We start from the raw sequence: 13,938 nt of genomic DNA, 5'->3' as shown, positions 1-13,938 counted from the left end.
GCTGTCCGTGGGTTCCTCAACCCCGAGGTCGAGCGGGAAGGCCAGCCGGCAGCGCCGACCCACGACACACCACCATGTACCGGCCATGACCCCTCACCCTCCCCCGGCGGAAACGGTCAGGAAACACCCCCCGCCCTACAAAGGATCCCGCACATCACGAAGGGATCATCACCATGAGTCACGCCATTACGGCACGCCTCGCCGGTCTGGCCTGCGCGATGCTGACGCTGGCCGCCGCCACGCCCGCGACCGCCGCCACCCCCGAGGTGGCCAATGTGCAGCAGGCCCTGGACGCACTCGCCCGGACCAGCGGGGTGGTGGGGACGATCGGGGAGGTGTACGTGGACGGGAAGCGCGTCGGCCAGGGCTCGGCGGGTTCGCGGCTGCTCAACGGCAAGGGCGGGCGCATCCCCGCCGGTTCCCGCTACCGGATCGGGTCGCAGACCAAGCTGCTGACGGGGGCGGTAGCGCTCCAGCTGGTCAAGGAGGGCAAGCTGGGGCTGGACGACAAGCTGAGCGATCTCCTGCCGGAGGTGGCGAGCCAGGACATCGTGGAGCGGGCCGACGAAATCACGGTACGGCAGCTCATCCGGCACACGTCCGGCATCCCGAACTGGTTCGCTCCCGGTCTGGTCGACATATACGACTTCACCACCTATTACCCGCCGATCGACCTGGTGAAGAAGTCACGCAACCAGCCGCGTACCGGAGAGCCGGGCGAGAAGTTCTCCTACTCCAACAGCAACTACACGCTGCTCGGCATGATCATCGAGAAGGTGGCCGGCCGCTCGCTGGCCTCCGAGTTCGCCCGCCGGCTCTTCGTCCCTCTCGGGATGAGCCGCACGTACCTGGCGGTCAAACCGCCGCAGGGCATCGAGGGCCCGCACGGGCACGGCTACAGCACCGACGACCAAGGCCAGGTGCACGACATGGACCGGCTCAACGCCAGCTACGGGAACGGCTCCGGAGGCGTGATCTCCACCTCGCGCGACATCAGCGCCTTCTACCGCGCCTTCGGCCAGGGCAAACTCCTCCCGCCGGCGCTGCAGAAGCTGCTCACCGACCCGCCGGAGAACGCCCCTTCCCAGCCGCCCCTGTGCGGAGGCGAGCCAGAGCTGCGGGTCGTCGCGGGCGGCACCGCCAGCTTCACCTCCGTCACCTTCAGCTCCCCTGACGGCCGCATCCAGTTCGCGACGTCCACCACGACGAACACCCAGGACCCGGCCGCCATCGGCCGAGCCATCAACCAGACGGCGAAGGCCGTCCTCTGCCCCGGTAAGTAGGACGAACCGCCTGCCTGCCGCCCAGGTTCCCCCGCGAAAGCCGAGGCCCGTCGGCGCGGGCCGTTCCACGCGATACCGAGCCCGATCCAGCCGAGCCCGATCCACCGAAGCCCGATCCAGCCGACGAGGAGGCGCAACTTCCCGGCTGAAGAGCGCAGCCAGCCCGCACCCCTGCGACACCCGCCGGCCGCCCCGCCTCTCGCACGTCGCCACCTCCGGCCCAGCGGCGCGGCCGGACGCCGGACGGCGGGTGCGGGACGGCGGGTGCGGGACAGCCGGACGGGAGCCGGGCGGATGTGGAGCGGCCGGATCCGAGCGGGCGCGTGCGAAGCGGACGCGTGCGAGCGGACGAGCGTGAACGGGCGGGTGTGTGGGCTGGTGGGAGCGGGTGTCGGGGCTCGTTGTGGGAGCAGCGGGTGAGGGTAAGGGGCGGGGTGGAGGTGTGGAACGTTCCCGTACCGGTCGGACAGAATTCGGCAACGATGGGCGCCACAGGACAGCCGGAAGGGATTAAATGGTTTACAGGTAGGAAATAGCTCTTACGGAGGCGGTGTCCATGAAGCAAGCACTGGCGACGATCGTGAAGCCGCTGCCCGACCATCTGTTCAGGGTGCACGGCGCGAGCGCGGAGATGCGGTGGGAGGCCATGTCGGGGCAGGGCTACCACACTCCGAACGACCGCTTCTTCGTGCGCAACCACACCGCCACGCCGACCATCGACGTCACCACCTGGCGCCTCCTGGTGCACGGGGCGGGCGTTCGATGTCCGCGCGAGTTCGGCTACGACGAGCTGCGGGCCATGCCGTCCCGAACGCTCGACGTGGCGATCGAGTGCGCCGGGAACGGGCGGCGCTTCTACGGCACGCAGCAGCACGAGGCCGCGCCCGGCACGCAGTGGGGGCTCGGGGCGATCGGCGTCGCGCGGTGGCGCGGGGTGCCGCTGAAGTACGTGCTCAAGCAGGCCGGGGTGCTGCCGAGCGCCGTCGACGTGCTGCCCACGGGACTGGACGCGCCGTTCGAGGGGTACGGGCACGTACGCCGGCCGCTGCCGATCGACAAGGCCATGGACGACGTCCTCGTCGCCTATGAAATGAACGGCGAGCGCCTGCCGCCCGACCACGGATTTCCGGTGCGACTGGTGGTGCCGGGATGGGTGGGAATAGCGTCGATCAAATGGCTGGGTGAAATAGAAGTTTCAACGAAAGAGCTCTTCACGCCATGGAACACGGTCTTTTACCCGGACGTCACGACGCAGCCGGTGAAGAGCGCGTTCGAACTCGCCTGGAATGCGCGCCTGCCCCGCTCCGGCCCGCACATCGTGCGCGGACGGTCATGGTCGGGGCAGGGCAGGATCGTCCGGGTGGAGGTCAGCTTCGACGCCGGGCTGAGCTGGCGGGCGGCCGACCACCACGGACAGCACCTGGTCAGCGCCTGGCTGCCATGGCACATTTCATGGGCCCCCCGGCGCACGGGGGCGCACGTGCTCATGGCGCGCGCCACCGACGAAGCCGGGGCCACCCAACCCCTGGTCACGCCGCGTCATCCGTTCGGGTACCACTTCGACGCGGTCGTACGGCACCCCGTCGACGTGGTCAATGGATAGGTAATTGTCACCGACCGAGGCTGAGCTGGACATTCGCTAAAAGCTGGTACGGCGCACCTGAATTCATCTGAAAGACTCGCGCGGAAACCTTCCAGAAATCCCATCGTGCGACGCTGCACAGATCACGGGAAAAGGAGAGCAGATGCGCCAGCTGACCGCACTCGACGCCCAGTTCCTCAATGTCGAGACCGCGACCACCGCCGCTCACGTGGCCGGGCTGGCGATCCTCGACCCGGCCGACGGCGCGGTCAACAGGGCCGCGCTGGCCGAGCTCCTCCTCGAACGCCTGCACCTGTCGCCCGCCCTCAGCCTCCGGCTCGCCGCGGTGCCGCTCGGGCTGGACCATCCGTACTGGGCGGAGGACCCCGCGTTCGACCTCGGCAACCACCTGTTCGAGCTGACGCTGCCCGCTCCGGGGGACGACTGGCAGCTCGCGGACGCGGTGGCGGAGATCCACGCGCGGCGGCTGGACCGGGCGCACCCGCTCTGGGAGATGCACCTGATCAACGGGCTGGTGGACGGCCGGGTGGCCGTCTACACCAAGGTCCACCACGCCGCCATCGACGGCGTCTCGGGCGCGGAGACGCTCGCCACCCTGCTCGATCTCACCCCGGACGGTCACCTCAAGAGGCGCGACATCCCGACCGCGAGCGCCGACCGCCTCCGCCGCCCCGGCCCCCGCCCGACGCCCGCCCCCGTCCCCGTCCAGGTCGCGAACGACACCCGCGCCTCGGAGGGCGTCCCAGGGCTGGCCGCGATGCTGGCCGGGGCGGCCATGCGGACGGCGACCCACCCCGTGCGGGCCGTCCAGTCGGTCGTCAGGGCGGCCGAGGACCTCGACGCCATCCCGCTGGCGGCGGGCATCCCGGGCGCGAAGCTGATCGCCAAGGCCGCGCGGCTGGTCTCCGGCGACCGGCACGACCGCCCCGAGCTGCCCAGCCTCGCCGTCCCCCGCACGCCGTTCAACGGCCCGATCAGCGCCCGCCGCCACCTCTCGTTCGGCTCGCTGTCGCTCAAAGACGTCAAGAACGTCGCCAAGGCCCACGGCATGAGCGTCAACGACATCGTCATGAGCCTGTGCACCTCGGCCCTGCGGTCATGGCTGCGCGAGCGCGACGCGCTGCCGGAGGCGCCGCTGATCGTCGCCGTCCCCGTGGCGATCCGTACGGCCGGGGCCAAGGACCTGGTCGGCAACCAGATCTCCGCCATGGTCGCCCCCATGCCCACGAACGTCCCCGACCCCAAGGAGCGGCTGCAGGCCGTCGGCTCCGTCATGGGCCGGGCCAAGCGGCGTTTCGCGCTGGCCCCGGCGACCTGGCTGAGCGAGCTGTGCTCGGTGCTGCCCGCCCCGCTCACCAGCCTGGCCACCCCGGCGATCTTCCGGCTGGCGGGCATGGCGTTCCCGCCCGTCAACCTCATCATCAGCAACGTGCCGGGCCCGCAGTTCCCGCTGTATCTGTGCGGCGGGCGGGTGCTGTCGTACTACCCGCTGTCCGTGCTGACAGACGTGAGCGGCGGCCTCAACATCACCTGTTTCTCGTACGACGGCATGCTCGACTTCGGCATCGTGGCCTGCCCCGAGCGGATGGACGACGTGTGGGGCATGCTCGGCCACCTGCGCACGGCGCTGGACGAGTTGCTAGACGAGCGAGTGGGCGATGAGTTCCGCGACGGCGTCGGGATCGATCTGGTGGCCCGTTAGCTGGCAGAGATTCTCCTGGTAGAGCAGGACGGCGGCGAACGTGGCCGCCGCCACCTCCAGCCGGGCCAGGTCCCCGCGCGCCCCGGGCAGCGCCAGCTCCAGCGCGAACCTGGAGCGCCTGATCAGCTCGCCGTTCAGCCGCCCGAGCCGTTCCTTGACCGAGCCGTGCGTGTCGGCCTCCCTGAACAGGATGCGCCGCATCGCCGGCGAGGCCCGCAGGGGCAGGCCGCGGGCGAGCTTGGACAGGGTCCGCGCCGGATCGCCCGGCACGGCGTCGACCTCTCGCCCCTCCTCGACCAGCGTACGCTCGTCGACCAGGGCCACCAGGACGTCGATCTTGCGCGGGAAGTAGTGGAAGATCAGCCCTTTGGGCACTTTCGCGAGCCGCGCGATGACCGCGGTCGGGGTGGCCTCATAGCCACCGCCCGCGAACAGCTCCTCGGCCGCGTCCAGGATGCGCGTGCGCGCGTCACCGATCACCACAGCTCGCACCATAACGTCACCCGCGACCGCCCCGCCATCCCGCGGAAGCGAGACACCCGTGTCCACCCGGCGCCGATCGAGGGGGTGCCATCGAGCCTGCTCAAGGGGGGTGCGGATAATGGCGGAATGAGATCGATAGGCACCACGGAGCTATCCGTTTTCCCGATATCGCTCGGTACGAATGTCTTCGGCTGGACCGCCGACAAGGAGTCCTCCTTCGCCGTCCTGGACGCGTACGTCGAGGGCGGCGGCAACTTCGTCGACACCGCCGACGTCTACCCGTACTGGGTGACCGGTGAGTCCACGTCAGAGATGATCATCGGCGCGTGGATGCACGTGCGCCGCAACCGCGACTCGCTCGTGCTCGCCACCAAGGTCGGCATGCTGGAGGGCCTGACCGGGCTGTCCCCCGCGACGATCCGGACGGCGGTCGAGGACTCGCTGCGCCGGCTGCGTACCGACTACATCGACCTCTACTGGGCGCATGTGGACGACCACGACACGCCGCTGGTGGAGTCGCTGGCGACGTTCGACGCGCTGGTCCACGAGGGCAAGATCCGGTACGTCGGCGCGTCCAACTACGGCGCGGACCGGCTGGCCGAGGCCCTCAAGACCTCCAGCGACGAGGGGCTGACCCGGTATGTGGCGCTGCAGCAGCAGTACAACCTGGTCGAGCGCGGCTACGAGAGCGAGCTGCGGGACGTGGTGGCCCGGGAGGGGCTGTCCAGCACGCCGTACTTCGGGCTGGCGCGCGGCTTCCTGACCGGCAAGTACGCGCCCGGGGTGACGATCGACAGCCCGCGGGCCGGGTTGGCGGCCGAGTACCTGCAGAAGGAGCACGGGCGCCGGGCGCTGGAGGCGCTGCTCAAGGTGGCGACCGAGCAGGAGGTGGCCCCGGCCACGGTGGCACTGGCCTGGCTCGCCGCCCAGCCGACGATCACGGCTCCGATCGCCAGCGCCCGGGACGTGACGCAGCTCCAGCCGCTGCTGGCGGCCGCGGAGCTGACCCTGACGGAGGAGGAGCTCGCCCTCCTGAACGAGGCCTCCCGAGCCTGACGCATCGGACGGGCCGTGCCTGCGGTCAGCGGGCGCGGTCCGCCAGGGAGACGCACAGGGCGCGCAGGTCGGCGGCGTCCGGCAGGTGCTCGTCCATCACCGCCACCGCCGAGGCGACGTACCGCTCCGCCTGGGCCTGCGCGGCGGCCCGGCCGCCGGCCTCCTCGACGAGGCGGGCGGCGTGGTGCACGGAGTCCTCGTCCGAGACCCCCTCCGCGAGGAGGTCGGAGAGCTCGCGGGCGGCGGGGTGGTCGGCGGCGAGGGCCGCGAGGACGGGAAACGTCTTCTTGTCGCGCCGCAGGTCGGAGTAGACGGGCTTGCCGGTGACGCGTGGCTCGCCCCAGATGCCCAGCATGTCGTCGACGATCTGGAACGCCACCCCCAGATCCCGCCCGGTCTTCCACATGAGGTCGCCCAGCTCGGGGGCGCCGCCCAGGGCCACCCCCGCCGCCGCGGCGGCGGCCAGCAGGCTGCCTGTCTTGCCCGCGACCATCTCCGTGTATTCGGCGATCGTGACCGCCTTGGGCCCGCGCCACGGCCGGTTCTCGAAGGCCATGTCCGCGGTCTGCCCGTTGACGAGCTCGATCAGCGCCGTCGACAGGTACGTCATCGCCTCGGGCCGTCCGGCGAGCTGGCCGACCGCCAGGGCCAGGAGGGCGTCGCCGGTCAGGAGCGCCGGCCCGACCCCGTACGCCTTCCAGAGCGCCTCCCGGTGCCGCCGCCGCTCGTCGTGGTCGATGATGTCGTCGTGCGCCAGCGAGAAGGCGTGCACCAGCTCCACCGCCACCGCCGCCGGGAGGGCCGACTCGGCGGTCCCGCCCACGGCCTCGGCGCTGAGCATCGCGATGGCGGGCCGCACACCCTTGCCACCGTCGCCTTGGTGGGGCCTCCCGTCGGCATCCGACCAGCCCAGCGCGAACGCGGCCATCCGGGCGCCCTCCGGGTGCAGGACCGAGACAGCCTCGCGGAGAGCCGGTTCGAGCAGACCCCGACAGCGGGCCACAGCGCCGCCGCCCAAGGGATGGCTGAGATTCAAACGGTGCTCCTACCCCGGTACGATCTTGAATCTACATGCACAAGCATGTGATACTCCACCCATCGATTGACATTTGTCAGGAAATGTCCACGGCGTGAGACGGACACGGTACGCGATGGAGGAAGCACTCGTGGCGATGGAGGCCGCCCCGCTCGACAGGCAAACCGCCACCCCCTCCCAAATAACGACAAATCGGACAGTTTATTATAAATCACTTTTTTAGCGATAAATGTCCGCCTTGCAGAGTTCGCATCCTAGATCCGGGAGCGCAGCCATGCCGCACGCCAAGGAACGTCTGTGACCAGACCCGAAGTCGTTCCCTTTTACCGGGCCATCCCCCGGCTGGTGAGGAACCCCGTCACCGAACTGGCCCGGATGGGCACCGACGCCGCCGGGCGGGTCGTCCGGCTCGACCTCGGCCCCTTCCGCCCTTACCTGATTTCGCATCCGGACCACGTCCAGCAGGTGTTCAAGACGGACTGGACCAACTTCGTGCGCGCGGGCATGTTCTGGCAGCCGCTCCAGCGCCTGATCGGTCAGAGCATCATGGGCGAGGGCGAGGCCTGGGCGTCCGCCCGGAAGATCCTCCAGCCACTCTTCACCGCGCGCTACACGGCCGCACTGGCCGAGGACATGGCCGACATCATCGCCGAGCGCATCGTCGAGCTCGACGACTACGCGCTGACGGGCCGCCCGATCGACGTCGAGCACCAGATGACCTCGATCGTCAACCAGGCGGTCATCAACCTGCTGTTCGGCGGCCGGATCACCCGTGACACCGCCGAACGGCTGGCGCCCGAGTTCGCCACGTGCGCCAGCTCGATCGGCTTCCGCATGCTCTTCCCCTCCGCGCCGTACTCGATCAGGGTCCCGGGCGACCGCGCCTTCCTGCGATCCACGAGGAAGATCCACGAGATCATCAACCCCCTCATCGAGCGGGCGCAGCGCGAGGACACTGAGGGCAAGAAGAACAAGGAGGTCGTCTCGGCGCTGCTCGCGGCCAGGCTCGAGAAGGAGGGCAAGGCCGACCTGCGGCAGATCCGCGACGACCTGGTGAACGTCTACGGCGCCGCTTCGGAGAACACGGCGATGTCGCTGATGTGGCTGTGGGCCGTGCTGGACGACCACCCGGACGTGAACGCCCGGCTGCAGGAGGAGATCGACCGTGTGATAGGCGGCGGCCCGGTGCGGCCGTCGCACGTCGCCGAGATGCCGTATCTCCGCATGGTCCTGCAGGAGCTCGTGCGGGTCTACCCGAGCGCCTGGGTCGTCCCACGCCAGACCGTGGCGGACACGGAGATCGGCGGCGTCCGGATCAAGGCCGGCTCGCAAGTGCTGGTCAGCCCCTACGCCACCCACCGGCTGGAGGAGTTCTGGCCCCGGCCGACGGAGTTCGACCCCGAGCGCTGGGACAACGAGAAGTCCGAACGCCGGCACCGCTACTCGTTCATCCCCTTCGGCGCGGGCCCGCACGTCTGCCTCGGCCAGCACCTGTTCTATATCGAGGCATCTCTGTTGATCGCCAACCTGTTCACCAGGTACCGGCCGGCGCTGCCCTACCCGCAGAAGCTGACGCCCTTGGTGGGGGGAGCCACCTTGCGGCCCAAGGAGAAGCTCTTCCTCCAGTTGCACCCGGTCGAACGGAATCGTGCGGCGTGAGCATCGGCGAAATGGCGGACAGCACCGCGGCAGCGGAAGAACTCGTCCAGAGCCTCATGCTCAGGCCGTGGGGGCAGGTTTCGCCCTCGGTCTACGAAACCGGCCGGCTGGTCTCGCTCGCCCCCTGGCTGACCGGCCACCTGGAACGCATCGAGTACCTGATCGACACCCAGCGGCAGGACGGCGCCTGGGGCGCACCCGACGGGTACGGCGTGGTGCCGACCTTGAGCGCCACCGAGGGGATCCTCTCCGCTTTGACGCGCGGGGACCTGGACACGGACCGCGAGCGCCTGGCGGGTGCGGCGGACCGTGGCCTGCGGGTGCTCGCCACCTGGCTGAGCGGCCCGCTCGAGCTCCCCGACATGCCGGCGATCGAGCACATAGTCCCCTCCCTCGTCGCCCGCATCAACCAGCACGTCGAGGGCTTACCGGGCCGGGCGCCGATTCCGTTGCCCGAGGCCATGAGCTACGACACGCTCCACGCCGTCAGATCCTGGGTCAAGTCCGGCATGGAGGTGCCGCAGAAGCTGCTCCACGCCCTGGAGATCGCGGCCGACGAGGCCGCCGGAGCGCCCGGCATCCGGCCCACGCCCATCGGCAGCGTCGGCGCCTCACCCGCGGCGACCGCCGCCTGGCTGGGAGAGGGCGGGGGACCCGACGCGCACGAGCCGGCCCGCGGACATCTGGAGGCGGTGGTCCGGTTGTACGGGGGCCCGGTGCCCGTCGGGCTGCCCATCACCGTGTTCGAGCGAGGCTGGGTGCTGAGCTGGCTGCTCCGGGCGGGCGTGCCCGTCGAGGTGCCGCCGGAGATGGTGGCCGACATCAGAGCGGCCATAGGTCCGGCCGGCACACCCGCGGGATCCGGGCTGCCCGCCGACGCCGACACGACGTCCGTGGCGCTGTACGCCCTGGCGCTGCTCGGCGCGCCGCACGAACCGGACAGCCTGTGGGGGTTCCGCTCCGGCACCCACTTCTCCACCTGGCCCGGCGAGCAGGGCGTCTCGGTCAGCGTCAACGCGCACGTGCTGGACGCCTTCGGCGAGTACGTCCGCCGCAGGCCCGCCGCCGCACCACGCTACGACGAGACCATCGCCGAGCTGGCCGCCTGGATCCGGGATTGTCAGGGTCCCGACGGGAACTGGACGGACCGGTGGCACGCGTCGCCGTACTACGCCACCGTCAGCTGCGCGCTGGCGCTCGACGCCTTCGGCGGAGAGGTCTCGCAGGAGGCGGTGCGCGCGGCCGCCGAGTGGACGCTGGCGACTCAGCGGCCGGACGGCTCCTGGGGCCGCTGGGAGGGCACGGCGGAGGAGACCGCGTACGCGATGCAGATCCTGCTGCTGACCCGAGGACGTACGGATCCGCGGCACATCCGTGCGGCGGATCGGGGTCACGAGTACCTGTCACGTTCGACCGGCTGCGACCACCCCCCGCTCTGGCACGACAAGGACCTGTACGTTCCCCGCGCCGTGACCCGCGCCGCGGTGATCGCGTCGTCGCACCTCAGCCGGCAGGCCGGGGCACAGGCGGTCTAGCTCCGATGAGCCCTCTGACCAGCCCGGCCAGGCACCGGCCGTACGTCCTCCTCATCCGGTCCAGCGACCGCTCCGGCTCAGACGGTCCAGAAATCACCGCCGTCGAAGTAAAAGCCCCAGGTGATCATCATCTGCCGGCGGAGATCTTCTGCCACGCCCGGACAGGACTGCGCGAGCCGGTCCAGCGCCGGGTCACATGCCTTGCGTTCTTCGTTGATCAGTTCCCGCAGAGCGTGCTCGTCGAGCCCGAGCATCTGTGCGTTCAGGTCCGCCCATTGGCGGTCGCGTTTGAAGGTGCGCAGGTCGTTGACCAGACGCATGACCCGTTGAGTCGCGTTGGCGGCGTCGATGATCGCCGGCAGGTGCTCGCGAGTGGCTTCGGGTTCGTCGGTGCTGATCAAACGGGAGACTCCGACACAGGTGGAGCCGAAGTTCGCCGCATTACCCAGATACTCCTGCACGGTGGGTGCGACGGCGGTCTGCCGGGCCGCGATCTTCCAATCCCATTCCCGCGCCATCGCATCGAGCATCGCGGCCAACTCGGCGCGCCACACCGGTCCCAGATGACCGAACGCGGGCGCGTGAGCCAGGTCATCGCGGATGTGAGCGAGTAGCCGGGCCAGGGGCGTACGCGGGTCGTCGCCGGCGATGACGTCCTTGCATTCCTCGACGATGGCCCGTACCTGGGATCGCTGTGTCGCATCACGGTCGATGGCCGCGTCGAGCGGGAAAATCCACAACGCCAGTCGGGAGGGAGTCCGCAACACGCCCGGAGCATGGCGCGGGGTGCCATAGACCATCATGTTCGCGATCTGGCCAGGGGTGTCGGCGAACTCACCGGTGTCGAAGAGCTCGGGGTAGGACGCGGCAGTGCGGCGAAGGTCACGGGCACATTCCGCCGCGCGGGCGGACAGCGCATCGGACGAAAGCTCGTCAGGGAGGGACGGCGAGGGGCTCATGACGGCTCCTGTCAGGTACTCCCAGCCAAAAGGGATACCAGGGTTGGAAACTGTGCATTGTTCGGAATCGGTCAATGATCACACCGCGACTGAGATGACACAACGCGGGCGGCGCCCACGGCACACTCCGACCCGGCGAGCGGGGGCCGAGCTCGCCGGGCAGCGTGGTGGTCCAGGTCTCGACGGCTCGTGCGGCCAGGGTGGCGGCGCCCTTGCGGACGCACGGCGCAGCCGGGCTTGGTCGGCGATGACGGCGGCGTCGCGGTCATCGGTCTTGCCCTCGCCGCGGAGGCGTAGGGGCGCAGAAGCCGTGACGCGTCAGGGACGGAGTCGAGTGCGACCCCCAGGACGTCGCCGCGGTCCTGCTGTGGCACGCCCGTCAGCTGGTGCGATTGTTCAAGAAGGCGGTCTGCGAGGTTGTTACGAATGCCGAAATGACTGGAGGCAGGGCTGGTCACTTGCGGTGCATACCGACACTAGACATCTTTGGGTGAAAAGTTGACTAATAGGCTGTCAGAACCTGACATCTGTGATTAATGTTTCTTGAGAGGCGGTTTGCGAGTGCGCTAGAGTTCCTTGATCGATACTGTATGTAACCTCGCCGCACGTAAGGTGTCCGGCAGACCAGATATGACTTGCACAGGGTGGGTATGATAATGCGCTTCCGCAAGACGGGGCTGCGGACCAAGATCACGGCTCTGCTGCTCTCCCTGGCGGCCTTGTGGGTCTTCGCTGCGTGGGTCACCCTCCGTGAGGGGGTCAACCTCCTGTGGGTCTCCCAACTCGACTCCGCTATTGCGACCCCCAGCGATCCGGTGCTCTTCGGCCTGCAAAAAGAGCGCCGGCTTTCGGTCGTGAGGCTGAGCGAGAAGACCCCCCAAACCCGCAAAGAGCTCGAAACACAGCGTAAGCAGAACGACCGCGTCATCGCCGCTTTCCAGGAGTCGGTCAGCGCCGGGCTGGTCAGCTGGGCATTGGACGATCAGGGCGAGAAGCGGCTCGCCGACCTGCTCAAGCAGCTCGAATCGGTCAAGGAGATACGCAAGGCCATCGACGCCGGCAAGCTCAGCCGCGTACAGGTGATGACCGAGTACAACGACGTCATCGACCCCATCGACCGTCTCTACGGGTCGATGGCGACGCTCGACGACAAGGAGGTCGCCAAAGACGTCCGCACCCTCATCACTCTGAGCCGCGCCAGTGAGCTCCTCACCCGGGAGGACGCGCTGCTTGCCGGCGCGCTCGCCGAGGGGCGGCTGACTCCCGCCGACCAGGCACAGTTCAGCCAGGCCGTGGGCGCCTGGCGAATCGTCGCCGAACAGGCCGCATCCGAACTGCCCGACTCCGAAAGGGCCGCCTACGACAGGCTGGCCAAGAGTCGGCCGTTCGTCCAGCTCCAGACCATGGAAACGCAGGTCATGGAGCATGACCCGGCCGCCCTGAACCTGCCGTTCACCGGTGACGAGTGGAAGTCGGCGACCGAACGCTTCCTGACCGACTTCAACGGCATGGTGCTCGGCGCGGGCGACCGCATGGTGGACCGGATCGTGCCCGTCGCCGTCAACGTGATCGTCCGGCTGGTCCTGGCCGGTGGGCTCGGGCTCATCGCCGTCATCGCCTCGATCATCCTGTCCATCACCACGGCCCGCGACCTGCTCTCCCAGCTGCAGAAGCTGCGCGACGCCGCGCACGAACTCTCCGACGACCGGCTGCCCGGCGTCGTCGAGCGCATCGGCCGCGGCGAGGACGTCGACCTGGCCAAGGAGGTGCCCGCGCTGGACTTCGGCGACGACGAGATCGGCCAGGTGGGCCAGGCGTTCAACACCGTGCAGCACACCGCCATCAGCGTCGCCGCCGAGCAGGCCGAGCTGCGCCGCAGCATCCGCGACATCCTGCTGAGCCTGGCCCGCAGGACGCAGGGCCTGGTCCACCGGCAGCTCACCGTGCTCGACGTCATGGAGCGCCGCGAGACCGACCCCGAGGAGCTGAAGGAGCTCTTCCGGCTCGACCACCTGGCCATCCGCATGCGCCGCAACGCGGAGAACCTGATCGTCCTGTCCGGCTCGGCCCCCGCCCGTACGTGGCGCCGCTCGGTCCCGATGGTCGACGTCGTCCGCGGCGCGCTGGCCGAGGTCGAGGACTACACCCGCGTCACGCTCATGCCCATGGGCGACGTCGTGCTCGTCGGCCGCGCCGTCGGTGACGTCATCCACCTGCTCGCCGAGCTGATCGAGAACGCCGTGTCGTTCTCGCCCCCTTACACGAACGTGCAGGTCAGCGGCCAGCTCGTGGCCAACGGGTACGTGATCGAGATCGAGGACCGGGGCCTGGGCATGAAGCCCGAGGACCTGGACTCCGCGAACGAGCGCATCGCGGACCCGCCCGAGTTCCGCATCACCGGCACCGCCCGGCTGGGCCTGTACGTGGTCAGCCAGCTGGCCAGGCGCCACGAGATCCAGGTGGTGCTCAAGGCGTCGCCGTACGGCGGGACGACGGTCGTGGTCCTGCTGCCGCAGGAGCTCGTACAGCTCGATCCCACGCCCGAACCGCAGGACGGCGGGCGGCGGTGACGGCGCAGGCGGGGCCGCTGGACACGGCCGAGCTGCGGGACACCGTCTCGTA

The 13,938-nt window shown here is 69.4% G+C and carries 10 protein-coding genes; 7 read left to right on the top strand and 3 right to left on the bottom strand.

The features are described from left to right. The first annotated feature begins 173 nt into the window (after positions 1-173). The 3 genes from ACWDX9_RS36120 to ACWDX9_RS36110 all read left to right on the top strand — a co-directional run bounded on the left by ACWDX9_RS36120 (position 174) and on the right by ACWDX9_RS36110 (position 4,588). Positions 174-1,283, top strand: coding sequence for a serine hydrolase domain-containing protein (locus tag ACWDX9_RS36120; RefSeq protein WP_449962121.1), 1,110 nt, complete (start codon positions 174-176; stop codon positions 1,281-1,283). Between the two features lie 556 nt (positions 1,284-1,839). Further along, entirely contained in the window at positions 1,840-2,886 is a 1,047-nt protein-coding gene (locus ACWDX9_RS36115; protein WP_449962118.1) for a sulfite oxidase, read from the top strand. Positions 2,887-3,028: 142 nt separating this feature from the next. Beyond that, positions 3,029-4,588 (top strand): wax ester/triacylglycerol synthase family O-acyltransferase, encoded by a 1,560-nt coding sequence (locus ACWDX9_RS36110; RefSeq protein WP_449962117.1) that lies wholly within the window; start codon positions 3,029-3,031, stop codon positions 4,586-4,588. On the opposite strand, the gene ACWDX9_RS36105 is transcribed toward ACWDX9_RS36110, so the two are convergent. Next, on the bottom strand, positions 4,526-5,071 hold the full coding sequence (locus tag ACWDX9_RS36105) for a TetR/AcrR family transcriptional regulator (protein ID WP_350722143.1): 546 nt from the start codon (positions 5,069-5,071) through the stop codon (positions 4,526-4,528). The genes ACWDX9_RS36110 and ACWDX9_RS36105 overlap by 63 nt on opposite strands. Positions 5,072-5,197: 126 nt before the next feature. Between ACWDX9_RS36105 and ACWDX9_RS36100 the strand changes: the two genes are divergently transcribed. Beyond that, complete coding sequence (locus tag ACWDX9_RS36100; protein WP_449962114.1) at positions 5,198-6,127, top strand: aldo/keto reductase; 930 nt, start codon at positions 5,198-5,200, stop codon at positions 6,125-6,127. 25 nt (positions 6,128-6,152) lie between these two features. Here ACWDX9_RS36100 and ACWDX9_RS36095 read toward each other — a convergent pair whose 3' ends face one another. Then, positions 6,153-7,163 (bottom strand): polyprenyl synthetase family protein, encoded by a 1,011-nt coding sequence (locus tag ACWDX9_RS36095; protein WP_449962111.1) that lies wholly within the window; start codon positions 7,161-7,163, stop codon positions 6,153-6,155. A 297-nt stretch (positions 7,164-7,460) separates the two neighbouring features. Here ACWDX9_RS36095 and ACWDX9_RS36090 point away from each other — a divergent pair, with 297 nt between their 5' ends. Together ACWDX9_RS36090 and ACWDX9_RS36085 are read left to right on the top strand one after the other, a co-directional pair. Beyond that, positions 7,461-8,822 carry a cytochrome P450 gene (locus tag ACWDX9_RS36090; protein ID WP_449962109.1) on the top strand — a complete coding sequence of 454 codons (1,362 nt, stop codon included), beginning with the start codon at positions 7,461-7,463 and terminating at the stop codon, positions 8,820-8,822. 11 nt (positions 8,823-8,833) lie between these two features. Continuing rightward, positions 8,834-10,357: a prenyltransferase/squalene oxidase repeat-containing protein gene (locus ACWDX9_RS36085; RefSeq protein WP_449962107.1), complete on the top strand. Its 1,524-nt coding sequence runs from the start codon at positions 8,834-8,836 to the stop codon at positions 10,355-10,357. 77 nt (positions 10,358-10,434) lie between these two features. Here ACWDX9_RS36085 and ACWDX9_RS36080 read toward each other — a convergent pair whose 3' ends face one another. Then, a complete protein-coding gene (locus tag ACWDX9_RS36080) occupies positions 10,435-11,316 on the bottom strand; it encodes a terpene synthase family protein (RefSeq protein WP_449962104.1) in 882 nt (293 codons plus the stop codon). A 656-nt stretch (positions 11,317-11,972) separates the two neighbouring features. Here ACWDX9_RS36080 and ACWDX9_RS36075 point away from each other — a divergent pair. Further along, on the top strand, positions 11,973-13,886 hold the full coding sequence (locus tag ACWDX9_RS36075) for a nitrate- and nitrite sensing domain-containing protein (RefSeq protein ID WP_449962101.1): 1,914 nt from the start codon (positions 11,973-11,975) through the stop codon (positions 13,884-13,886). The last annotated feature ends 52 nt before the right edge of the window (positions 13,887-13,938 follow it).

It is taken from the genome of Nonomuraea sp. NPDC003201 (genome assembly GCF_053590415.1).
Note: the sequence above shows the minus strand (reverse complement) of the source record. Positions and strands in the feature narration are given on the sequence as shown.

Coding starts and splice junctions, on each gene's coding strand:
- ACWDX9_RS36100 (WP_449962114.1), top strand. CDS start 5,198: ATGAGATCGATAGGCACCACGGAGCTATCCGTTTTCCCGATATCGCTC.
- ACWDX9_RS36110 (WP_449962117.1), top strand. CDS start 3,029: ATGCGCCAGCTGACCGCACTCGACGCCCAGTTCCTCAATGTCGAGACC.
- ACWDX9_RS36075 (WP_449962101.1), top strand. CDS start 11,973: ATGCGCTTCCGCAAGACGGGGCTGCGGACCAAGATCACGGCTCTGCTG.
- ACWDX9_RS36115 (WP_449962118.1), top strand. CDS start 1,840: ATGAAGCAAGCACTGGCGACGATCGTGAAGCCGCTGCCCGACCATCTG.
- ACWDX9_RS36080 (WP_449962104.1), bottom strand. CDS start 11,316: ATGAGCCCCTCGCCGTCCCTCCCTGACGAGCTTTCGTCCGATGCGCTG.
- ACWDX9_RS36085 (WP_449962107.1), top strand. CDS start 8,834: ATGGCGGACAGCACCGCGGCAGCGGAAGAACTCGTCCAGAGCCTCATG.
- ACWDX9_RS36120 (WP_449962121.1), top strand. CDS start 174: ATGAGTCACGCCATTACGGCACGCCTCGCCGGTCTGGCCTGCGCGATG.